The organism is Psychroflexus lacisalsi, from assembly GCF_020164495.1.
Lineage (GTDB): Bacteria > Bacteroidota > Bacteroidia > Flavobacteriales > Flavobacteriaceae > Psychroflexus > Psychroflexus lacisalsi.
Window position 1 is genome coordinate 1,187,637 of sequence record NZ_JAIQYZ010000001.1, and the last position, 21,224, is coordinate 1,208,860.

A 21,224-nucleotide genomic window follows, 5' to 3' on the forward strand; every position below is an offset into this window, starting at 1 on the left:
TATAATTATTTCTTGGGCGTTACCCCCAATGCTTTGGGGGTCGCGCTTTCACTGCTCGCTTTTTTTCTTCAGAAATAGAAGAAAAAAGAGCTCAAACAAACCGTTCAATCGCTAACGCGTGCTAATTCTTTTCTTTTTTCGAACAGTTCAATTTCAGCCCTTTTACTCACTAGAAAATCTATATCATCGTAGCCATTCATAAGGCAGGTTTTTTTGTAACTATCAATTTCAAAAGACTCATGTCCTCCGAATGTAGACGAGGCTATGTATTGATCTTCCAAATTAACTTCTATTTGAGTTTCTGGGTTTTCTTCAATTGTTTTCAATAGTTTTTCTAAAAAATTCGGGCTCACCTGCACGGGTAAAACACCATTATTGAGAGCGTTTCCTTTGAAAATGTCTGCAAAAAAACTGGATACAATCACCTTAAAACCATAATCACTCAGGGCCCAAGCGGCATGCTCTCGACTTGAGCCACAACCAAAATTGTGACCAGCGATTAATATTTCACCACTATAGGTAGAGTCATTTAATACAAAATCATTGTTCTCACTTCCATCCTTATGATATCTCCAATCTTTAAAAAGATGTTCGCCAAAACCTTCTCTATCTGTAGCTTTTAGAAATCGTGCAGGTATAATTTGATCTGTATCTACATTTTCAACCGCCAAAGGAACAGCTCGAGACGTTATGCTTATGAATTTTTCCATACTAATTTAAATGTGTTGTAATATCAATTATTTTTCCTTCTATGGCTGTAGCAGCAGCAAGTAGCGGACTAGCTAAAAGCGTTCTGGATCCTTGACCTTGTCGTCCTTCAAAATTTCTGTTGGAGGTAGAAACACAATACTCGCCAGCTGGAATTTTGTCATCATTCATGGCTAAGCAAGCGCTGCAACCAGGTTGACGTAATTCAAATCCAGCTTCAGTAAAAATAGTCTTTAAGCCTTCAGCCTCAATTTGTTGCTCTACTTGTTTGCTTCCTGGCACTAGCCATGCAGTAATATTTTCAGCTTTTTTCTTACCTTTTATGTATTCAGCAGCGACCCTGAAATCTTCTATTCTTGAATTGGTACAACTCCCGATAAATACATAATTGATGGGCTTATGAATCAAAGATTCTCCTTTCTTGAAATCCATATATTTCAATGACTTTTCAAAAGAAGCATCGTTTTTTTCAGGAATAAGTCCATTGATTTTGATTCCCATGCCAGGATTAGTTCCGAACGTAATCATGGGTTCAATATCCTCAGCATTGAAAGTATATTCTTTGTCAAATTCAGCATCTGTATTGGTCGGCAAACTTTTCCAGTAGTCAAGTTGGTGTTTCCATTCTTGTCCTTCAGGAGCAAATTTTCTGCCTTTCACATAGTCAAAAGTCGTCTGATCTGGAGCGATGATTCCACCACGTGCCCCCATCTCAATACTCATATTGCAAACGGTCATCCTTCCTTCCATGGACATGTTTTCAAAAACATCTCCTGCATATTCACAGAAGTAACCGGTTCCCGCATTTGTGCCGATTTGAGATATAATATATAGAATCACATCCTTAGGAAGCACCCCTTTTTTGAGTTTACCATTCACATTTATTCGCATACTTTTTGGCTTGGTCAATAACAAACATTGACTTGCAAAAACCTGAGCCACCTGACTAGTACCAATTCCAAAAGCTATGCTTCCGAATGCCCCATGGGTAGAGGTGTGAGAATCTCCACAAACAATCGACATACCGGGGTGTGTAATACCCAGTTCTGGAGCCATAACATGAACGATTCCATTGTATTTATGCCCTAATTCGTATAACTGAATTCCATTTTTTTTACAATTTTCAGATAATTGGGATAACTGCTTTCTGGACAGTTTATCTTTTATAGGCAGATGTTGATCCTTTGTAGGGGTATTGTGATCTGCTGTTGCTACGACTTGCTGTGGTCTGAAAATCGGTAACTCTCTTTTTTCAAGCTCATTGAAAGCTTGAGGACTTGTGACCTCATGTATTAAATGTTTGTCGATGTATAAGATTTGCGGACCATCTTTAATCTTATGAACCACGTGAGCATCCCATACTTTATCAAATAATGTTTTACTCATAAATTTTTGCTTAAGCTGATTTTATTTCTCTACACACCTTACTTGTCTCAACGATTTGATGAATATCACTATCATTAACCTCTTTGCATTTGTCAGCAAAATTCAAGAAATTAAGATATACTTCATCCAATTGCAACTTTGTTAGATCATAACCTGCGTTTTTTGCTTTGTAAGCCAAAGCAGCTCTACCACTTCTTGCAGTAAGTACGATGGCAGACTCTGTTACACCAACATCAGCTGGATCTATAATTTCGTAGGTGTCTCTTCTTTTGATGACGCCATCCTGATGAATTCCAGAACTGTGCGCAAAAGCATTAGCTCCAACAATAGCCTTGTTGGGTTGAGGAGAAATCCCCATATGCTTTGTAATCAACTGGCTCATATGGAACAAACGTCTTGTATTGATATTAGTGTCACAATTTAGATAAGGATGTTGTTTCAAAATCATGACAACTTCTTCTAAGGCTGTGTTTCCTGCGCGCTCACCAATTCCATTAATAGTGCATTCTACTTGTCCAGCTCCATTGATAATGGCTTCTATAGAATTGGCTGTTGCCAAACCAAGATCGTTATGACAATGACAGGAGATAATTGCTTTGTCTATGTCTTTTACATTTTCCTTTAAATACTTAATCTTTGCTCCATATTCACTTGGCAAACAATAGCCTGTAGTATCAGGAATATTTAAAACTGTAGCTCCAGCTTTTATCGCAAATTCACAAACTTTTGCCAGGTATTCGTTATCGGTTCGACCGGCATCTTCAGCATAAAATTCAACATCTTCCACAAACGATTTGGCATATGAAACTGCGTCAAAAGCACGTACCAAGATTTCTTCCCTATTCGATTTGAATTTATATTTGATGTGAGAATCTGAAGTACCAATACCAGTATGAATTCTCGGCCTATTAGCGTAAGTAAGTGCTTCTGCTGCAGTCTTGATATCGTTTTTAACCGCTCTGCTTAGACCACACACAGTTGCGTTTTTCACAATTTTCGAAATTCCTACAACCGAATCGAAATCTCCCGGACTGGAGACAGGAAATCCTGCTTCGATGACATCTACTCCCAATTCATCAAGCTCTCTGGCGATAATGAGCTTCTGCTCAGTATTCAATTTACAGCCTGGAACTTGTTCTCCATCTCTTAAAGATGTATCGAAAATATCAATTTTTTGATGTGACATATTGAATTTATTTATATGTTTCCATTTCAAAACTAAGTATAGTTGAGAGTGGCAAATAACCAGTAATGGTTACTTTTACGATGTTCAATTTTTATTTATTTAAAATAACTTACTGAAAATTAGATAGATACATATAAATTTCATTGATGATAAAGGATCAAAAAGACAATTTATTCCTATTAATCAAGACTTTAACCAAGTCTGAAAAACGCCAATTCAAACTTTATGTAGGTAGATTGGGAGGGAATACTGATTCTAAATTTTTGAACTTATTCAACTTTCTTGATAAAGCTTCGAAATACAATGAAAAAGAAATTTTGAATACAGGTTTCGTTAAGAAACAACAATTAGCTAATGTAAAAGCACATCTATACAAACAGATTTTAATCAGTCTTAAGCTTAATCCATTTCATCAGAATGTGCGTTCCCAAATTAGAGAACAAACGGAGTTTGCCACCATTTTATATCATAAAGGTCTATATAAGCAGAGTTTAAAGATTTTGGATAAAGCCAAAGAAATTGCAGTTAGCCACGAAGAAAAAAATTTAGTATATGAGATTGTTGAATTAGAAAAACTCATAGAGGCTCAATACATTACTCGGAGTATAGCAAGTAGAGCTGACGATTTAATTGAGCAATCTAGTAAATTTAGTCATCTCAATGTATTGGCTAGTACTTTATCTAACTTATCCCTTAAGCTTTACAGTATTATTTTAAAATCTGGTTATGTAAAAAGTGACAGCGAAAAAAAAGAAATTTTAGACTATTTTAATGCTCATTTGCCCGAATTCGATATCAAAGATTTAGGATTTAGGGAAAAGTTATGGCTTTATAATTCTTATCTATGGTTGAGTTTCTTGATTCAGGATTTTACAGCCTGTTATAAGTATTCAAAAAAGTGGGTGGAGTTGTTTCAGGAGCATCCGAAGATGATTTCATTGAATCCTGTTTGGTTTTTGAAGGGCAATCAATACCTCTTGGAATCCTTATTTTTTATTCAAGATCACAAGCGCTTTGAAGCTGTTATGGATGACATGAAACACCAAATTTCAAAAAGTACTTTTCCCAAAGACGATAACATAGAAGGACTTGTCTTTTTGTATCTCAATACAGATAGATTGAATCTTTGCTTTATGAAGGGTTTGTTTGATGAGGGCCTTAATTTAGTTGATGATATTTTGAAAGGAATAAAGCGTTTCAAAGACAGGATTGATGAACATCATATCATGGTGTTTTATTATAAAATTGCGAGTCTGCATTTTTGTGTCGGAAATAATAAAGAGTGTATTAGATACTTAAACAAAATTATTTCCAACAAGTCTTTAACTATGAGAGAGGACTTGATGTGCTTCTCCAGAATACTGAATCTTTTTGCGCATTATGATGCAGGAATGGATTATCATTTGGATACTCATCTTAGGAGTACCTACAAGTTTCTTTTGAAAATGAATGAATTGAATGAAGTACAGACTGAAATCATCAATTTTATGAAGGCTTTGCCAGATATTTTCCCTCATGATGTTAAGTCGGCTTTTAAAGAAATTTTAGAAAAACTCAAAAAGTATGAAAAGGATCCTTACGAACGCAGAGCTTTTTTATACTTGGATATCATTTCCTGGTTAGAAAGTAAAATCACCAATGTTTCAGTAGACCAAATTATCAGAAACAAATTTTTAGAAAAAAATGTGAAGTCCTAATCTGCATTTGGTCTTTAAAATTCTATTTCTCTGGTAAAGGTTTGCTCAAGGCAGATAAAAGTCTCCGTTCTGGCTACACCATCTATAGTTTGGATTTTATTACTAAGTACTTCAGTAAGATGTTTGTTATCACGGCAAATTACTTTCACTAGCAAGGAAAAGTTTCCTGTTGTATAATTGCACTCTACCACTTCTTCGATTTCAAGTAAGGATTTACTTACAGTTTTGTAAATATTGGCTTTGTTGAAGTAAATCCCTATAAAGCTTTGGGTTTGATACCCTAATTGATAGGTGTCGATTACACTTTTAGAGCCGGTTATAATCTTCTGTTCTTCGAGCTTTTTTAAGCGTAAATGAACTGCCGTTGGACTCATGTTACATTCGTTTCCAATCCATTTTAAGGAGGCTTTAGCGTCCTTACTTAAAATGTTTAAGATTTTTCTGTCGGTTTGGTCTATCATCTTTATAATTTTTAGTAATACGCAATATTAAAATTTATTTTTAATATTTTAAAGCTTTATGTTGATTTACATTAAGTAATATCCCTTATTTGCTTTAAATAATTCAAATTAAATTATCATGTGTGGAATATTTGTAGCCATCGAAAGTGCAAAGTCTAGTCAATTTTTAATTGATGAGTTCATGAAAATCAAACATCGTGGACCAGATTCATCAGACTTTAAAGTGATTAAGGAAAACACCTATTTTGGGTTTCATCGTTTAGCCATTAATGGCTTAACACCAATGGGTAATCAGCCAATGTACAAAAATGGAGTATGGCTAGTGGCCAACGCAGAGATTTTTAATTATTTAGAATTAGCTAATAAATACAGCATCGAATTAGAAACAGGATCCGATTGTGAGATACTTATTGATCTCTATCAAAAAGTGGGTGAGGAAAAAATGCTGGAAGAGATTGATGGAGAATTTGCTTTCGTTTTATACGATGAAACAAAAGACCTTTTTATTGCCGCAAGAGATCACCTTGGCGTGAGAGGTATGTATATTGGTCAGGATGATGCTGAAGTTTATTTTGCTTCAGAAAGTAAAGCTATTGCATTCACTAAACATTTAGATCAATTTCCTCCTGGTCACTACTGGAATTCAAAGACAGATAAGATCGCACCTTATTTTATCCATGAATATTCAACTTCGGCTTTAACTGAAGATGAATATTGCCAAAAGATAAATGAGTTGTTGACCTATTCAGTTGAAAAGCGAATGATGAGCGAAAGACCACTTGGATGTCTATTGAGTGGAGGTTTAGACAGTAGTTTGGTAGCTGGCATTTTAGCTCGAAAATTAAAAGAAAAGGGAAAACAGCTAGAAACGTTTTCTATTGGTTTGGAAGGAAGTCCAGATATCACCGCTGCTCAAAAGGTAGCTGATCATATCGGTAGCAAACACCATAGCATTACTTGTACAGAGCAGGATTTTCTAGATGAACTAGAACACACCGTGTATATGTTGGGAAGTTATGATGTCACTACGATTCGTGCTTCGGTTGGACACCAATTGGTCGCTAAATACGTGAAAGATCATTCTGATGTGAAAGTTCTATTCTCCGGAGAAACTGCCGACGAATTTGGATCTTACCTATATTTCCAAAATGCGCCAGATTCTGAAAGTTTTCAACAAGAATCAATCAGATTGCTTAAAGATATTCAGTTTTTTGATATGAAACGTGGAGATCGATCTATCTCCAATGCAGGATTGGAAGCAAGAGTTCCTTTTGCTGATAAAGCCTTCGTCAGATTTTTTATGTCGATTCCCCCAGAACTCAGAATGTTTTCTGATGAAAAAATTGAAAAATATTTAATCAGAAAAGCTTTTGAAGGAGAAGATTTAATTCCAAGTGAAGTGTTATGGAGACGGAAAAACGGATTTTCTGATAGTGTGAGTAGCAAGAAAAAATCCTGGAGTGAAGTCATAAAAGATCATGTTGAAACTTTGGTTTCTGATGAAGAATTTAAAGCTAAAAAATTCGACTTTACACCAGAACCACCTTCAAAAGAGGCTTACTTTTATCTTAAAACTTTTGAAAAAACCTACGGATCTCACTTTCAGTTGACGCCTTATCAATGGTTACCAAAATGGTGTGGCGACGTCAAAGATCCATCCGCAAGAGTACTTGAAATTTATCAAGCCGATTAGCCCCCTTAATAATTTCATCTTTTGAAAACAGTCTGTTGATATAGCAGGCTGTTTTTTTCATGTAGATGGGTTCCTCACCTGATTGACCAAGACTTTAGCTATTGCTTCCGCGCAACGTTCGCCATCTATAGCAGCAGAAACAATACCTCCCGCATAACCAGCACCTTCGCCACAAGGATACAAACCTGATAATTCTGGATGTTCCAGAGTTTCCTCATCTCTAGGAATTCTTATTGGTGAAGACGTTCTAGATTCTGGTGCTAGAATCACTGCATCAGGATGATCAAAACCTTTCATCTTCTGAGTGAATTTTTTGAAGCCTTCCCTTAAGCGTTTTGTCATGGCTTTTGGAAAAATGGCATCCATCTCTACTGAAGTTGTCCCTGGCTGATAGGAGTTTTTTGGAATGGAAACCGATTTGCGTCTGCCGATAAAATCATGAAGACGTTGAGCAGGCACATTTTGAGTTTCGCCAGCCAATTCCCAGCATTTTTTTTCAATAGCTTCTTGAAATTTTAAACCGCGTAAAGCACCAAATTGTTGATAATCCTGAAGTTCTTCATCATCAATAGTCACGACAATTCCAGAATTGGCATAAGGATTATTACGTTTGGAAGGTGACCAGCCATTGGTCACCACTTCTCCAGGAGTTGTAGCGCAGGGCGCTATGATGCCACCCGGACACATGCAAAAGGAATATACGCCTTTGTTATCGACTTGTTCCACCAAACTGTATGCAGAAGGGGGTAAGTATTCGCCTCGCTCTGATTTTTTATACTGAATTTCATCAATTAAAGATTGAGGATGTTCCACCCGAACGCCCATGGCAAAGGTTTTAAACTCTAATTTGATTTTTCTTTTATCAAGCAGATAAAAAATATCTCTTGCTGAATGGCCTGTTGCCAAAATACAAGCTTCAGCTAAAATTTCTTTTTCATCGTTCACCTGAATTCCTTTGAGCTGATTTTCTTTGATAAGAAAGTCAGTTAACTTGGATTCAAAATGAATTTCACCTCCACATTCGATGATTTTATCTCGCATTTTGGTGATGATGTCTGGTAATTTATTGGTGCCAATATGAGGATGGGCATCGACCAAAATATCTTCACTTGCCCCATGTTCAACAAAAGTGTGAAGTATTTCCTTGATGGTTTTCTTATTTCCTGAACGCGTGTATAATTTGCCGTCAGAGTAAGTACCAGCTCCACCTTCACCAAAACAATAATTAGACTCTGGATTTACCAGATGTTCCTTGTTGATTTTAGCCAGATCTCTTCGTCTGGCTCTTACATTTTTTCCACGTTCGATGACGATAGGTTTTAAGCCCTTCTCAAGAAGCTTTAGAGCAGCAAAAAGGCCTGCTGGGCCACTGCCCACAACTAAAACCCTTGGACTTTCATAAGATACTGAATGATATTTTTTTTCAGTATGAGCTGGCCAAATCACTGACTCATCTTTAAGAACATAAGCGATTCTCAACTGGTATTTAATTTGTCTTGCTCTCGCATCAATTGATCGTTTTAGGATTTTGAATTCCGATAGCTGATTTTCAGTAATACCAACGTGTTTTGCTAGAGATTTTTTTAAATCTTCAGAATGATGAGCCACTTCTGGGGTAACTCTTATATCGATATAATGAGGTGCTGATGACATGATTTGAAATATGTTGCAAATGTAGCTAATTCCTTACTGAAATGATATTTTCAAATAAGGTGTTAAACTAAAAATGCCCTCTTTAAGTAGAGGGCATTAATAATATTATCAAAATTAATATGGAGATTAATTGAGATGCTTAGCAAGTAATTCTGCTACTTTTTCTGAAGATCCAGGATTTTGACCTGTAATCAAATTTCCATCTTCTACAGCGTAAGCTTGCCAATCTTCAATTTTAGAATAGACACCACCTTTTTCTATTAACATGTCTTCAAGTAGAAAAGGAACAATCTCAGTTAATTGAACAGCTTCTTCTTCCTGATTGGTAAATCCTGTTACTTTTTTCCCTTTCACAAGTGGTTCACCATCTGTGTTTTTAGGATGCTTAAGCACTGCTGGGGCGTGGCATACAAAAGCAACGGGCTTTTTACTAGCATTAAATTCTTCAATTAATTTTATAGACGTTTGATCTTCGACGAGATCCCAAAGGACGCCGTGACCACCTGGGTAAAAGACAGCATCATAATCAGATGCTTTAACCTCAACCAATTTATGTGTATTAGCTAATAGGGTTTTAGCCTCTTTGTCCATATCAAAACGTTCGGTTGCTTTAGTTTGAGCATCCTCAGTTTCTGAGTTGGGATCAATTGGAGGCTGTCCACCTTGAGGGGAAGCCAATGTAATGTCAAATCCCGCATCCTTCAAAATGTAATAGGGAGCAGCGAATTCTTCAATCCAGAATCCTGTTTTATTTCCTGTATCTCCCATTTTATCGTTACTTGTAATAACAAAAAGTATCTTTTTCATAGCAATTTATATTTTTGACAAAGATAAGTTCTGAGTTGTATTTAAAAATTGATTTAAGTCAATGCGATGCGTTAAGAGGTGTTAATCTTAGTTCATCAGACCAATGGAGTTTCAATCGATAAAAGGCTATATCTTCTTTTTCAATCGGCTTAAACTTTCTGGGGTTATACCTAAGTAATTGGCGATATGATAATTAGCGATTCTGGATTCTAAACTCGGATAATCCTTACAAAATTCCAGATACCTGGACTTACTATCGTTTTGAAGAGAGGATAAAATTCTGTTCCTCAGACTTACAAAGGCTTTGGTGACCTTGATCCTAAAAAAGCGTTCAAATTTTGGAAGTCTAAGGTATAGATGTTCCAAGGCCGATTTTTCAAGACCCAAAACTTCGCTATCCTCTAGACATTCAACAAATAATTGAGCGGGTTGTGCATTGAAAAAAGCTTCAAAATCACTTATCCACCAATCTTCGATCGCAAATTGAAGAATGTGCTTCTGTCCGTTTTTATCCAAATAGTATGCAGATAAACAGCCTTTTAGAATATAGTATTCCTTGTTGACGTTTTGTTCAGGGCTTATCAATATTTCTTTTTTCTCAAGTGCTTGGTAACTCAAAATACTCATGAATTCCTCCGCCTCAACTTGGGTGAGATCGATATCTCGATGTAAATGCTGAAGAAGTTGTGGATACATAAACTTAGGATAAGTTTACAAGTTTACATTTATTTCTGAAAACAGGAAGGACTTCTGCTCAGCTTCTTTATTTTTGAACTCTATTAGCTTTAGGCTTTTTAAAATTCACATTATGACTAATAACGATGTTCTGCGAAGATTGCGATATACTTTTGGATACACCGATTCCAAGATGATTTCTTTTTTCAAATCAGCTGGAGTTGAGGTGACCAGGGCAGAGGTAAGCGATTGGCTAAAAGCAGACGAAGATGAGAGTTTTGTGGAACTTGAAGATAAAATGCTGGCAGTTTTTCTAAATGGACTTATTGTAGATAAGCGTGGCAAAAAAGAGGGCTCTCAGCCAGAGCCAGAAACCTTTTTGAATAATAACGACGTGTTGAAAAAACTCAAAATTGCTTTTGAGTTAAAGTCTGAAGACATCATAGAACTCTACCAAATCGCTGGTAAACAAGTGAGTAAACACGAATTAAGCGCTTTCCTGAGACGGCCTACACAGCCTCAGTACAGAGAATTGATGGATCAATATTTAAGAAATTTTCTATACGGACTTCAGTTGAAGTACAAATAATAGCTAAGCCCAAAGGAGGAATTTTAATACACTTTCCTTGCATTGTATATAAACTGCTGGAACTAAAGTTCAACGTAAATATGCTGATTATTTCATAAAGTAATCCAATTCATTTACTTAAAGCACTTACCGTCACCAATAATTGACCGATATGCCGCTGACTGTGTTCTGCGGTGTGGAATAAAACACCGAGCAGGGTAGAGGGCAGCTTTTTTCTGCCAACACTTCTGTAATCTGTCAGATTTTGAATGTTGATGTTTCTAAAATAAATTAATGCTTCATTAATTTTAGTTTCCAGATGAAGCAATAAATCTTCCAGATGGATATCCTGATTTGGTTTTCCTTCGCTTTTTAAATACTCAAATTGATTTTCAGAAAGTGATTTCTGGTCGGCGTAAGCTAACATTCTGTCGATCACACCAGCGATATGCTGAAGATGAAATCCAACGTTTGCTCGTCCATGAGGCATTTCCCAAAGCAAACTTTCATCAAAATCTTTTGTGTAAGTTCTAGCTTCAAGTCGAGTTTGAAGTAAAGCGTGCGCTGCAGGTTGTAATAAGGCAGGAATGCCGTCAACAGGACCTCTGAGCCAATATTCTGGTGCAGATTTAGCCATTGATCTTTTTCTGAAATTTTAAATACAAAACTTCCACTTTTGTTCTGGCCCAAGGCGTTTTTCTGAGAAATTTCAAACTGGATTTTATGGAGGGGTTATCTTTAAAACAGCGAATGTTGATCTGTTTCGACAGTTTTTCCCATCCATAAAAGGCTTCCAAATCAATTAAGATTTGCTCCAAAGTCATCCCGTGTAAGGGGTTGTTCTTTTGAGTTTCCACAGACCGTTATTTTTAGCGTCTTGGTTTATTTGAGTTTTGTCTGGAGTTACCAGTTCTAGCACCTGAAGACTTTTGGCTTGAAGATCTTGAGTTACCTGAACGTGAGTTGGATTGTGGTTTTCTACCACGTTGTTGAGGATTGAATGGTTTTGTAGAGGCATTAGGATCTGGTTCGAATCCTTCAAGAATATCCATTGGGATTTTATCACCAATCAATTTTTCAATATCTCTTAAAAATACAGTTTCATCGGCACTTACCAAAGAAACGGCAAGTCCGCTTGCCCCAGCTCTTCCGGTTCGTCCAATTCTATGGACATAATCTTCAGAAACGTTAGGCAATTCGAAGTTAACTACATAAGGTAATAAAGGAATATCAAGGCCACGGGAGGCAATGTCGGTAGCGACAAGTACTTTTACGCTTCCATTTTTAAACCCGGCTAAAGCTTTGGTTCTGGCGCCCTGGCTTTTATTACCGTGGATAGCTGCCGCTCCAATTTTGGCAGACTCTAGTTTTTTAGCCAGTTTGTTGGCGCCGTGTTTGGTTCTTGAAAAGACCAGCACCTGCTCCCAGTTTCCTTCAGAAATCAGTTTAATCAACAAATCTGTTTTTTTCTCTTTGGCGACTCGATACACCTGCTGCTCAATTGCTTCAACAGTCGTATTTTCTGGAGTAGATTCAACAGAAACAGGATCTTTTAGAAATTCACTAGAAAGCCTTCTGATGTCTTTGGAAAATGTAGCTGAAAACAAAAGGGTTTGTCTTTTCTTCGGAATCAATCCCATGATTTTTTTAATGTCTCTCAAGAATCCCATATCAAGCATGCGGTCGGCTTCATCGAGTACGAGAATTTCAACTTTGGAGAGCGATAAAAGCCCTTGGTTGTTCAGGTCGATAAGACGTCCAGGAGTAGCGATCAACACATCAACTCCATTTCTTAGAGTCGATACCTGTGATTTTTGATTGACACCACCAAAAATAACAGTAGATCGTAAATCTACAAATCGACTATAATCCTTAACGTTTTGATGGACTTGAGCGGCCAATTCACGCGTTGGCGTCAAAATTAAAGCTCTTATAGGTCTGTTTCTTAATGGTGGAGTTTGAGACAATAGTTGAAGTAACGGCAAAGTAAAACCAGCTGTTTTACCGGTTCCGGTTTGTGCCGAAGCTAAAACATCTTTTCCTTCCAAAACAGGAGGAATCGATTTTGATTGTATAGGTGTTGGGGTATCGTAACCTTGCGCGCTTACAGCTTTCACAAGGTCTTCAGAGAGTCCTAATGACTTAAATGACATAGAGTGTTTTTTTGAAATGACAGTCTATGGTATCAGAGGTCATTTCTTTATTAAGCTGCAAAGGTAAGCTTTATTCTTTCAATATATTTTTAATTGATGAAAGAGACTTTTTTAGGAGGTTTTTAAACTATTACCTTCTGAATTTCATCTAGTTAACTTAAAGATCTTTACCAGTCTATAAATGATACACCAATGCCAAGGGTCGTTTGCTTGTGGTTATAATCAATTAAAGTTTCTCCATATCCAGTAAACGCTTGAAAATGTAACCTAAGATTGGATTTAACAGAATAAAAATAATTCAACTCAAGGCTTCCTCTGTTTTTATCAAAGTCCAATGAGTTTTTTCCGATTAAATTGACACTGTGTTTGTTTAAATTATAAATGAAATTAGCCTCCATTCGTCCTATAAAGTCACTTATGGCCGGATTATCATCTTTGTCGGGACTTTCAATTCTAATCCAGGGTTTAAGGTACAATTGAAAATTATCTTTTTCAAAAGCAGCATGAAACATCAATCGGTTCCAACTTCTGGATCGAGGCAAATCCCTACCATTAGACTGATGATTAAAACCAAAACCTGCCATTCTTAAATCAATGCCAAGCAAATTAATTTTCATAGGAAAGTTGACGATAACTTCTGGTTCGTAATTAAGCTCCCGAAATGGTCTGGATACAGGATCGTTATACACCTGCCAATTGGCCAATTGAGTATAACCAAGCCATAAATCACCATGTCCAAAAAGAAAAGATTGTAATAGTTTTGTCTTTAAACTCAATTGAAATTTTGCCTCAACCTGATCATAATTTTGAGCTTCGGTAAAGCTATTATCTGGGTTTTCACTCTGTGGTAGTTCATTCGGATTGCTCGACCAGCGCGCTGGTAAGACATAAATTGGTTTATAAAACGTCAATTTAAAAGTTCCATTTTTATCTTCATCGTCGAGCTCCCAACGTTCCGAGAGTGATTTTTCAATGATCGCATCTTTTCCAAAAATTGATTGTGCAAATGAAAATTGACTTATAAAGGTGAAAATGACAATGCTAATGAATTTCATATGTACTTTGGTTAGCCACAAAAGTAGACGAAGCCCATTTAACCAAAATGCTTTTAACATTTAAAGTCAAATAATTTCAGAGCTTATAGTAAATTCCAAAATCTAAAAAGTTCAATTTTGAATCACAAAAATCTTTAGTTTTAGATTTTAAAAACAATTGACATTTGAATTGGTTTAAAACGTACTTCTATAAAGTCCTGGGGCCTTTGGTTTTCATTGCATTCCAATTCATGGATCCCCTCAATGATCTTTCTCAAAGTGGTTTTAATCTTCTGGCAATAACACTTTGGATGGCGATATGGTGGGTGACAGAAACTGTTCCTATTTCAGTTACAGCATTATTGCCCATTGTTCTTTTTCCTTTACTTGAGGTGCTTTCTATCGGAGAAACGACTCAGCAATACGGGCACAAATATGTATTCCTTTACATTGGTGGTTTTATTTTGGCAATTGGGATTGAACGCTGGAATCTTCATAAAAGAATTGCATTACAAATTATCAAATTAATTGGTTCTAAAGCCTCGTACCTTATTTTAGGATTCATGGTCGCTACCGCTTTTTTGTCGATGTGGATTTCCAATACAGCTACCACGGTGATGATGTTGCCCATCGCTATTGCTATTGCCAACCAAATTCAGAATCATAATCTTGAAGATTCTATTCAAAGTTCCTTGTTTTCTAAAGCACTGATGCTTTCCATTGCTTATAGCGCCTCTATCGGCGGTATTGCTACACTCATTGGGACGCCTCCAAATCTTGTGTTTGCTGGAGTTTTGGAAAACACCTATGGTATTAAAATCAGTTTTTTTGAATGGATGAAATTCGGGCTTCCTGTTTCTTTAGTCTTATTATTTATATGTTGGAAGTATTTGACTTCATTCGCATTTAAATTAAATCGAGTGAAATTTAGTGGTGGAAAAAAAGAAGTGCAAACCATGCTATCAAAACTTGGAAAGCTTTCGTATGAAGAAAAAAGGGTGGGGATAGTTTTTATGATTGCTGCTTTAGGCTGGATATTTAGAGGTTTACTGGAAACGATTTTAGTTGGAATCGATGACACAATCATCGCTATAAGCGCGGCAATTCTTTTGTTTTTGATTCCGACAAAAAAAGGAAACCGAAAGCTATTAACCTGGGACGAAGCCGTAAAAATTCCATGGGGAATTATTATTCTGTTTGGTGGAGGAATGGCTTTAGCCAAAGGTTTTGTAGAAACGGGTTTGGCCAATTGGATTGCTAGTCAGGTCAATCTTTTTCAAGGGGTTAGCATTATTGTCTTAGTGCTGATTATAACCGCGCTGGTCAATTTCCTGACCGAGGTAACTTCCAATCTAGCCACCACCGCCATGCTTTTGCCTATTTTGGCTCCCGTTGCCTTAAGCTTTGATGTACATCCGTATATATTGATGATAGCCGTGACACTCTCTGCTTCCTGTGCCTTTATGTTGCCTGTGGCTACGCCGCCAAATGCAATTGTATTTGGTGCTAACTATTTAAAAGTATCAGACATGGCCACAAAAGGTTTTCTTCTGAATGTGATCTCCATTTCAATTATTGCCTTGGTGGTTTATTTCTATATGCCTTATGTTTTTCAACTGGAAAGCCTGGTATTTCCTGATGTTTTGAAATAAATTGTCATTTTTGAATTCGATTTAAGAGTCGAATCTTTAAGTATTCGATATATAGATCGAATTATCTAGTATTCGATTTAAGAGTCGAATTTGTAATAATTTGATACATTAGTCGAATATTTGATATATTTAAGCTGATTTATGGTAGCAATTATAACAGGGGATATCGTCAATTCCAGAGAAGGAGAAGCGGCTGAATGGTTAGAAACATTAAAAGAAGCCTTAAACGCTTACGGAAAAAATGCTATAGACTGGGAGATCTTCAGGGGAGATAGTTTTCAATTGAAAACAAAGGTCAACAAGGCACTGGAGGCCTCATTGTTTATAAAGGCCTGCATCAAAGAACACAGTGCTATTGATGTGAGAATGGCAATTGGGATCGGTCAGGTCAATGGGTCTAATGGAAAGATCATAGAGGATCAGGGCGAAGCCTTTTACAGGTCGGGGCATCGTTTTGAAAACCTGAAATCGACTCGTCTTGCTGTAGAGACAGGTGATCAGGAGCTGGATTCAAGTCTGAATTTAATGCTAGACCTTGGTTTATTAACCTTTGATAACTGGACTAAAATTGATGCTTTAACTTTGAAAACTGCTTTAAAATTTCCTGAATATACCCAGAAGCAAATTGCCAAAACACTTGATAAATCTCCGAGCACGGTAAGTTTTACGCTCCAAAAAACCGGCTTTAAAGAAATTTTAAAATTACTAGAATTCTATAACCATTCAGTTTCAAAATTATGATCACGATTGCTCTAAAGTTTTTGTTAGCTCATGTTATAGGTGACTTTGTCTTACAACCTCATAGCTGGGTAGTCCAAAAAGAGAAGAAGGGCTTAAGATCAAAATACTTCTGGTTTCATATCGCTATACATCTAGTGCTTTTGTTATTATTTACAGGCTTAAAACTAGATTTACTTCCTTATGTTATAGGTATAAGCTTCAGCCATTTGCTCATCGATATAGTGAAGATAAAACTAACACCTAAGCTGTCGTCAATTCCCTTATTTATAGGTGATCAAATTTTACACTTGCTAGCCATTCTTTTGACTATAGGGGTTTATTTCAATGTTGATTTTACTTTTTTTACTAAGTATCAGGATATGCTCCTGGTTATTGTTTTAGCTCTTATACTTACCACTTATGTCTCTGCTGTGGTTATGAAGGTGCTGCTCTCCAAATGGGATGTCGATACTCTTGAAGGAGAAGCTCTCCACAAAGCAGGATGGTACATCGGTGTTTTGGAGCGTTTATTTATCTTAGGCTTTGTGATAATGAATTACTGGGCGGGAATAGGATTTTTGATAGCAGCAAAATCCATTTTTAGATTTAGTGATCTATCCAGGTCCAAGGACAGACAGCTCACAGAATACGTATTGATTGGAACACTCATGAGCTATGGATTAGCGATTTTAATTGCTCTAGGAAGTATAACCATGTTTAGTTATATTTAGTCTCACCTAAATCATAAAGTAAATAACTTTCATTTTACGTTAAAACTTAGAAATTATGAATATCAGAACAACTACTATTGCATTTTTATTAATGAGTTTTACTCTTTTAGCTCAAACTGATTTGGAAGTCTTAGAACAGTCGCCAAGACATCATGAATGGGTAGAACTTGAAAATGAAGGCAAGACGCTTTATAATTTTGTGGTTTATCCTGAAGTGTCTGAAAAAGCAAAAGTATTTATCGTGATACACGAAAATCGAGGTCTCAACGACTGGGCGAGACGCTTCGCTGATGAATTGGCAGAAAAGGGGTATATAGCAGTTGCGCCAGATTTATTGTCGAGTACTTCAGAAAAGATTTCTAAAACCAGTGATTTTGAAAATTCTGATGCCGCCAGAACGGCACTTTATGATTTGGATCTGAAACATGTCACCTCAGATTTGAATGCTGCTTTTGACTATGCTAAATCAATAGCTGCGGGTAATGGCGAAGTTTCGGTCATTGGGTTTTGTTGGGGCGGTTCGCAAAGTTTCAGGTATGCGACTCATAACTCTGATTTGGAGGAAGCTTTTGTGTTTTATGGTACTGCTTCTACAGATATGGAAGATCTTGCAAAGATTGAAATCCCTGTGTATGGATTTTATGGAGGAAATGATGCCAGAGTTAATTCCACAATTCCAAAAACAGAGGAACAAATGAACACATTAGGTAAATTTTATTCCTATAATATTTACGAAGGTGGAGGTCATGGTTTTATGAGAAGTGGAGCACAGCCGGAAGCTTCAGAAGAAAATAAACAGGCTAGGGAGCAAGCATGGAAAGACCTACTAGAGATTTTGAATTAAATGAAATCTGTTTTAAAAACAGAATATTATCTACTTAAACTCACATCATGAAGAAAATAACCTTTTCACTTATTTTAAGCTTAGCCTTTTTCACAACTCAAGCGCAAACCCCTTTAGAAGTTATAGATTCCTTTTTTGAAGCTTTGAATTCTAAAGATCATGTTAGTTTGGAAAAACTATGTTTGGACAATCTGCAACTTCATAGCATAAAACTAGGTGAAGAAAATAGTGTGACAACTCAAACGCTCAGCGATTTTATCGGGGGAATTAAATCCATGCCAGTAGAGACTAAAATTTTTGAAAAAATATCATCCAAAGAATCTTTACTTACTGAGCACCTAGCTCAATTTTCTTTGCCCTATTCCTTTTACGTTAACGACAAATTATCACATTCTGGAACGAATGTGATCACTCTTTTAAAAACAAACGAAGGCTGGAAAATCAGTTATATAGCGGATACAAGAAAAAAGTAAATATAAATTTCAAAATAACTGCTTTGTCTTTTTGAAGTATTTTTTCATCACGAGAAGAGATAATAAGTCTTCATTAAATTTATTTTGAAACTGTGCAACATAAGCCTTTGCATTTTCATTGATTTGTAAAGCTTCCTCTGGATTCTGAATATAATAGTTAAGACATTCCTCAAGATCAGAATAATCGTCTTTAATTAAGATGTAATGAAAATTCGGAATCAATTTACCTTCTATAAACCAGGTTTCAAATTTTGGCTTGGGCATTACTGCTAAGGAATTTGAGGACATGACCCATTTCAGGTTACTAGCGACATCATTACCTTCAAGAGAAAGGATAAATTTGTAGTTGAGTTGTTCCTCGATGGTCATTCTGGAAACAATCCACTCATCCGGCAATTCATTTGCATTCACCTTTCCAATATTTCAAATGGAATGTGTTTTGTACATTTCCATGAACTTAATTCGATGTGGCTGTGTAGGATGCACTTTGCCTCTAAAGACAAGTTGATTTTTTTTATTAGAAAACTTTTTACTGTCTTTCTTTACAAACGTAAAATGCCGCACTTTATCCCATTTTAATAAAATTGAGTTGGAATTATTTATAGGCCTGCTCTTGACAAAAGTTGGAAAATCTTGAACCTCTGTAATATCACCGAAAGTATATTTTACCCTTAATTTCTGATTAAAATAGCGATGGTATTCTCTAAAATCAAAAAAATAAGTTTTGCTATCTTCATTAATATTTATTTCAGAAAGTTTTTTAGACTCCTTGGGTAAATTCTGAACTTCTTCGAGTTTGTTGTAATAATTTAGTCTATCTAGTATTTGATTTTTATTGTTTTCAGTAAGTAGATTCAACTTTGTTTCTAATCGGTTTTGGTAAAAAAAGTAGGAAATAGAAAACGAAAATAATTTCTCAAATAATAAAGAAGCTTATTGTTTATATGTTTTGGAGATAAGCGTTTAAATTCCATATTACTTTTTAATCCAAAAAATCAAACTTATTTAGTAAGATTACATTTTGATTTCATACCCATCTTATAAAATAGATCTTGTAGTAGTGATTTAGAGCTTTATGATTTTGTAGGTTTGATTGTTAGTTGAACCTTTAATTTTAAAGAGATAAACACCAGCAGACCAACCAGACATATCGATTCTAGTTCGTTTATCGTTTATGCTATACGTATCCTTTAAACGGCCTTGTATGGTATAAACCTCAAGAGTTTGATTGTTAATAAATCCTTCATTAATCAACGTAGTAAATTGATTCACCGGATTTGGTGAAATAGTCAATTTTGATTCATTTGCAACAACATCTGTACTTAAGCTACTTTCTTGGTAAACTCTGACATAATCTATTTCCATTGCACTTTCTGTAAAGCCAGATTCAATACTCGGCTCAATAGCAGTATTCAAAAGAATGTACTGGTCTTTGTCAAACGGCCAGGTTTGATCATTTTTAACAGTTGGATTGTAGGTGTAGTGTACATCTCCGTCGACGGAGAACACCATCCTGTCTTCATACCATTCTAGTGTGTAAATATGAAATTCAGTTGAAGCGGTTGGTACGATCTGTCCAGCGGTATTAATCGTTCCACCAAAACTTGAAGGGGTATGCATTGCACTCGATACATAATTCTGATTGTCTCCCCAGTGTTCCATGATATCAATTTCACCGCAAGCTGGCCAAGGCGTTGTTCCAAAACCTTCATTACTCCAATATCCACCGGTTTCTGTAATATTTTTACCAAGCATCCAGATCGCTGGCCAGGTTCCTACACCTGTAGGTAACTTTGCTCTCACTTGCACTTTTCCATACGTAAAGGCAAACTTAGAATTTAATCTGGCAGAAGTGTATTGCTTGGTGACGCCTTGATTGGTAAAGGTTTCTTTTTTTGCCACAAGGTGCATTTTTCCATTCTCAACATATGAATTTTCTGTACGGTCTGTGTAATGTTGTATTTCACCGTTAAACCATGAACCTCCTTGAGGTAACTTGGTTTGATGGAACCAATTTTCAGAATTTAAAGGTTGATTGGTTCCATTGGTGTTGAATTCATCAGACCAGACCAATTGATCATAACCTGGATCATTTGGGTTGCCTGGTGTAGTTGGATCCTCACCACCTTCAAAATAAAAGTTATCTATATAAGCTGTAACAGCATCGGTATTATTTTCACCATTAACCTGCAAGACTACACGGTTAAAATCAATTCTGCTTAGTGGATCTGGTGAGTTTTCATTATAATTTATAAAATCATCTGTAGCAAAATCAAACGTAATGGTTTGCCAGTTATTGGGTGTAACTGATTTTATAATTTCGGTCTGAGTTGTCCAAGGCTCACTTCGATTCTTATTCTGAAGTTTTAACGAAATCTGATTGGGTTGATTTCCTGTGATGCTTGATCCAGGAATATATATCATTAAGTCAAAAGGGGTATTTTCCTCTAAAATAATAGGTCTAGATGAATCAAAATAGATGTTGGCATAATTACCAGTGCCATTATCTACATATTTTAATGCAGTGCCGGATGTATTACTTGAATTAGTACTGAATGGATTGTCAGCATCTAACGTCATAATTATATCTTCTTCATTCCAGGTTATAGTGGAATTGCCTTCAAAATCGTCTTGTAAAATTTGAGAAAATGAACTAGTGCTAGATATTATAAGTAACGAAATAAGTAATAATCTGATCATAAAAAATAATTTCTGCAATATAGCCTTACTAAAATTATTAAAATTAAAGAAACTTGTTAAAAGATAGAAGATGAAAGGTTTAT

Annotated in this window: 22 protein-coding genes; 8 read left to right on the forward strand and 14 right to left on the reverse strand. The window is 36.0% G+C overall.

Going from position 1 to position 21,224, the window contains the following annotated elements; genetic code table 11:
- Positions 1-104: 104 nt before the first annotated feature.
- Genes leuD through LB449_RS05515 form a run of 3 tightly spaced genes read right to left on the reverse strand, consistent with a single transcriptional unit; the run spans position 105 to position 3,280 of the window.
- Positions 105-710, reverse strand: a complete 606-nt coding sequence (gene leuD / locus LB449_RS05505; RefSeq protein ID WP_224454067.1) for a 3-isopropylmalate dehydratase small subunit — start codon at positions 708-710, stop codon at positions 105-107.
- Between the two features lies 1 nt (position 711).
- Positions 712-2,094, reverse strand: coding sequence for a 3-isopropylmalate dehydratase large subunit (gene leuC, locus LB449_RS05510; RefSeq protein WP_224454068.1), 1,383 nt, complete (start codon positions 2,092-2,094; stop codon positions 712-714).
- A gap of 10 nt (positions 2,095-2,104) precedes the next feature.
- On the reverse strand, positions 2,105-3,280 hold the full coding sequence (locus LB449_RS05515) for a 2-isopropylmalate synthase (RefSeq protein ID WP_224454069.1): 1,176 nt from the start codon (positions 3,278-3,280) through the stop codon (positions 2,105-2,107).
- A gap of 146 nt (positions 3,281-3,426) precedes the next feature.
- On the opposite strand from LB449_RS05515, the gene LB449_RS05520 reads away from it, so the two are divergent.
- Positions 3,427-4,977, forward strand: a complete 1,551-nt coding sequence (locus LB449_RS05520) for a hypothetical protein (RefSeq protein WP_224454070.1) — start codon at positions 3,427-3,429, stop codon at positions 4,975-4,977.
- Between the two features lie 14 nt (positions 4,978-4,991).
- On the opposite strand, the gene LB449_RS05525 is transcribed toward LB449_RS05520, so the two are convergent.
- Positions 4,992-5,438, reverse strand: coding sequence for an Lrp/AsnC family transcriptional regulator (locus LB449_RS05525; RefSeq protein ID WP_224454071.1), 447 nt, complete (start codon positions 5,436-5,438; stop codon positions 4,992-4,994).
- Positions 5,439-5,556: 118 nt separating this feature from the next.
- On the opposite strand from LB449_RS05525, the gene LB449_RS05530 reads away from it, so the two are divergent.
- On the forward strand, positions 5,557-7,131 hold the full coding sequence (locus LB449_RS05530) for an asparagine synthase-related protein (protein ID WP_224454072.1): 1,575 nt from the start codon (positions 5,557-5,559) through the stop codon (positions 7,129-7,131).
- Between the two features lie 57 nt (positions 7,132-7,188).
- Here the strand turns inward: LB449_RS05530 and LB449_RS05535 are convergent, their stop codons facing one another.
- The 3 genes from LB449_RS05535 to LB449_RS05545 all read right to left on the reverse strand — a co-directional run bounded on the left by LB449_RS05535 (position 7,189) and on the right by LB449_RS05545 (position 10,287).
- Positions 7,189-8,784: an NAD(P)/FAD-dependent oxidoreductase gene (locus tag LB449_RS05535; RefSeq protein WP_224454073.1), complete on the reverse strand. Its 1,596-nt coding sequence runs from the start codon at positions 8,782-8,784 to the stop codon at positions 7,189-7,191.
- Between the two features lie 126 nt (positions 8,785-8,910).
- Positions 8,911-9,591, reverse strand: coding sequence for a type 1 glutamine amidotransferase domain-containing protein (locus LB449_RS05540; RefSeq protein WP_224454074.1), 681 nt, complete (start codon positions 9,589-9,591; stop codon positions 8,911-8,913).
- Between the two features lie 126 nt (positions 9,592-9,717).
- Complete coding sequence (locus tag LB449_RS05545; protein WP_224454075.1) at positions 9,718-10,287, reverse strand: Crp/Fnr family transcriptional regulator; 570 nt, start codon at positions 10,285-10,287, stop codon at positions 9,718-9,720.
- Positions 10,288-10,399: 112 nt separating this feature from the next.
- Between LB449_RS05545 and LB449_RS05550 the strand changes: the two genes are divergently transcribed.
- Entirely contained in the window at positions 10,400-10,855 is a 456-nt protein-coding gene (locus tag LB449_RS05550) for a YehS family protein (protein WP_224454076.1), read from the forward strand.
- 109 nt (positions 10,856-10,964) lie between these two features.
- Here the strand turns inward: LB449_RS05550 and LB449_RS05555 are convergent, their stop codons facing one another.
- From LB449_RS05555 to LB449_RS05570, 4 genes are all read right to left on the reverse strand, one after another.
- A complete protein-coding gene (locus tag LB449_RS05555; RefSeq protein ID WP_224454077.1) occupies positions 10,965-11,471 on the reverse strand; it encodes a DinB family protein in 507 nt (168 codons plus the stop codon).
- Positions 11,464-11,691: a VF530 family protein gene (locus LB449_RS05560; protein ID WP_224454078.1), complete on the reverse strand. Its 228-nt coding sequence runs from the start codon at positions 11,689-11,691 to the stop codon at positions 11,464-11,466. Before LB449_RS05560 ends, LB449_RS05555 begins: the two co-directional genes overlap by 8 nt.
- A gap of 12 nt (positions 11,692-11,703) precedes the next feature.
- Positions 11,704-12,987 carry a DEAD/DEAH box helicase gene (locus LB449_RS05565; RefSeq protein WP_224454079.1) on the reverse strand — a complete coding sequence of 428 codons (1,284 nt, stop codon included), beginning with the start codon at positions 12,985-12,987 and terminating at the stop codon, positions 11,704-11,706.
- 167 nt (positions 12,988-13,154) lie between these two features.
- Entirely contained in the window at positions 13,155-14,042 is an 888-nt protein-coding gene (locus tag LB449_RS05570) for a phospholipase A (protein ID WP_224454080.1), read from the reverse strand.
- Positions 14,043-14,206: 164 nt separating this feature from the next.
- Between LB449_RS05570 and LB449_RS05575 the strand changes: the two genes are divergently transcribed.
- From LB449_RS05575 to LB449_RS05595, 5 genes are all read left to right on the forward strand, one after another.
- The gene (locus tag LB449_RS05575) at positions 14,207-15,673 is read left to right on the forward strand and encodes an SLC13 family permease (protein WP_224454081.1); all 1,467 of its coding nucleotides are present in this window, start codon (positions 14,207-14,209) and stop codon (positions 15,671-15,673) included.
- A 141-nt stretch (positions 15,674-15,814) separates the two neighbouring features.
- On the forward strand, positions 15,815-16,414 hold the full coding sequence (locus tag LB449_RS05580) for a SatD family protein (RefSeq protein ID WP_224454082.1): 600 nt from the start codon (positions 15,815-15,817) through the stop codon (positions 16,412-16,414).
- Positions 16,411-17,124: a DUF3307 domain-containing protein gene (locus tag LB449_RS05585; protein WP_224454083.1), complete on the forward strand. Its 714-nt coding sequence runs from the start codon at positions 16,411-16,413 to the stop codon at positions 17,122-17,124. The genes LB449_RS05580 and LB449_RS05585 overlap by 4 nt, the downstream gene beginning before the upstream one ends.
- A 55-nt stretch (positions 17,125-17,179) precedes the next feature.
- The gene (locus LB449_RS05590) at positions 17,180-17,968 is read left to right on the forward strand and encodes a dienelactone hydrolase family protein (RefSeq protein WP_224454084.1); all 789 of its coding nucleotides are present in this window, start codon (positions 17,180-17,182) and stop codon (positions 17,966-17,968) included.
- A 47-nt stretch (positions 17,969-18,015) separates the two neighbouring features.
- Positions 18,016-18,441: a DUF4829 domain-containing protein gene (locus LB449_RS05595; protein ID WP_224454085.1), complete on the forward strand. Its 426-nt coding sequence runs from the start codon at positions 18,016-18,018 to the stop codon at positions 18,439-18,441.
- Between the two features lie 9 nt (positions 18,442-18,450).
- Here the strand turns inward: LB449_RS05595 and LB449_RS05600 are convergent, their stop codons facing one another.
- The 3 genes from LB449_RS05600 to LB449_RS05610 all read right to left on the reverse strand — a co-directional run bounded on the left by LB449_RS05600 (position 18,451) and on the right by LB449_RS05610 (position 21,141).
- Positions 18,451-18,852 (reverse strand): glycosyl transferase family 90, encoded by a 402-nt coding sequence (locus LB449_RS05600; protein ID WP_224454086.1) that lies wholly within the window; start codon positions 18,850-18,852, stop codon positions 18,451-18,453.
- Between the two features lie 12 nt (positions 18,853-18,864).
- On the reverse strand, positions 18,865-19,299 hold the full coding sequence (locus tag LB449_RS05605) for a hypothetical protein (RefSeq protein WP_224454087.1): 435 nt from the start codon (positions 19,297-19,299) through the stop codon (positions 18,865-18,867).
- Between the two features lie 207 nt (positions 19,300-19,506).
- Positions 19,507-21,141, reverse strand: coding sequence for a family 16 glycosylhydrolase (locus tag LB449_RS05610; protein ID WP_224454088.1), 1,635 nt, complete (start codon positions 21,139-21,141; stop codon positions 19,507-19,509).
- Positions 21,142-21,224: the final 83 nt, after the last annotated feature.

What these genes read in the sequence shown, in the direction of transcription:
- leuD (WP_224454067.1), bottom strand. Translation starts at nt 710, where the DNA reads ATGGAAAAATTCATAAGCATAACGTCTCGAGCTGTTCCTTTGGCGGTT.
- leuC (WP_224454068.1), bottom strand. Translation starts at nt 2,094, where the DNA reads ATGAGTAAAACATTATTTGATAAAGTATGGGATGCTCACGTGGTTCAT.
- LB449_RS05515 (WP_224454069.1), bottom strand. Translation starts at nt 3,280, where the DNA reads ATGTCACATCAAAAAATTGATATTTTCGATACATCTTTAAGAGATGGA.
- LB449_RS05520 (WP_224454070.1), top strand. Translation starts at nt 3,427, where the DNA reads ATGATAAAGGATCAAAAAGACAATTTATTCCTATTAATCAAGACTTTA.
- LB449_RS05525 (WP_224454071.1), bottom strand. Translation starts at nt 5,438, where the DNA reads ATGATAGACCAAACCGACAGAAAAATCTTAAACATTTTAAGTAAGGAC.
- LB449_RS05530 (WP_224454072.1), top strand. Translation starts at nt 5,557, where the DNA reads ATGTGTGGAATATTTGTAGCCATCGAAAGTGCAAAGTCTAGTCAATTT.
- LB449_RS05535 (WP_224454073.1), bottom strand. Translation starts at nt 8,784, where the DNA reads ATGTCATCAGCACCTCATTATATCGATATAAGAGTTACCCCAGAAGTG.
- LB449_RS05540 (WP_224454074.1), bottom strand. Translation starts at nt 9,591, where the DNA reads ATGAAAAAGATACTTTTTGTTATTACAAGTAACGATAAAATGGGAGAT.
- LB449_RS05545 (WP_224454075.1), bottom strand. Translation starts at nt 10,287, where the DNA reads ATGTATCCACAACTTCTTCAGCATTTACATCGAGATATCGATCTCACC.
- LB449_RS05550 (WP_224454076.1), top strand. Translation starts at nt 10,400, where the DNA reads ATGACTAATAACGATGTTCTGCGAAGATTGCGATATACTTTTGGATAC.
- LB449_RS05555 (WP_224454077.1), bottom strand. Translation starts at nt 11,471, where the DNA reads ATGGCTAAATCTGCACCAGAATATTGGCTCAGAGGTCCTGTTGACGGC.
- LB449_RS05565 (WP_224454079.1), bottom strand. Translation starts at nt 12,987, where the DNA reads ATGTCATTTAAGTCATTAGGACTCTCTGAAGACCTTGTGAAAGCTGTA.
- LB449_RS05570 (WP_224454080.1), bottom strand. Translation starts at nt 14,042, where the DNA reads ATGAAATTCATTAGCATTGTCATTTTCACCTTTATAAGTCAATTTTCA.
- LB449_RS05580 (WP_224454082.1), top strand. Translation starts at nt 15,815, where the DNA reads ATGGTAGCAATTATAACAGGGGATATCGTCAATTCCAGAGAAGGAGAA.
- LB449_RS05585 (WP_224454083.1), top strand. Translation starts at nt 16,411, where the DNA reads ATGATCACGATTGCTCTAAAGTTTTTGTTAGCTCATGTTATAGGTGAC.
- LB449_RS05590 (WP_224454084.1), top strand. Translation starts at nt 17,180, where the DNA reads ATGAATATCAGAACAACTACTATTGCATTTTTATTAATGAGTTTTACT.
- LB449_RS05595 (WP_224454085.1), top strand. Translation starts at nt 18,016, where the DNA reads ATGAAGAAAATAACCTTTTCACTTATTTTAAGCTTAGCCTTTTTCACA.
- LB449_RS05610 (WP_224454088.1), bottom strand. Translation starts at nt 21,141, where the DNA reads ATGATCAGATTATTACTTATTTCGTTACTTATAATATCTAGCACTAGT.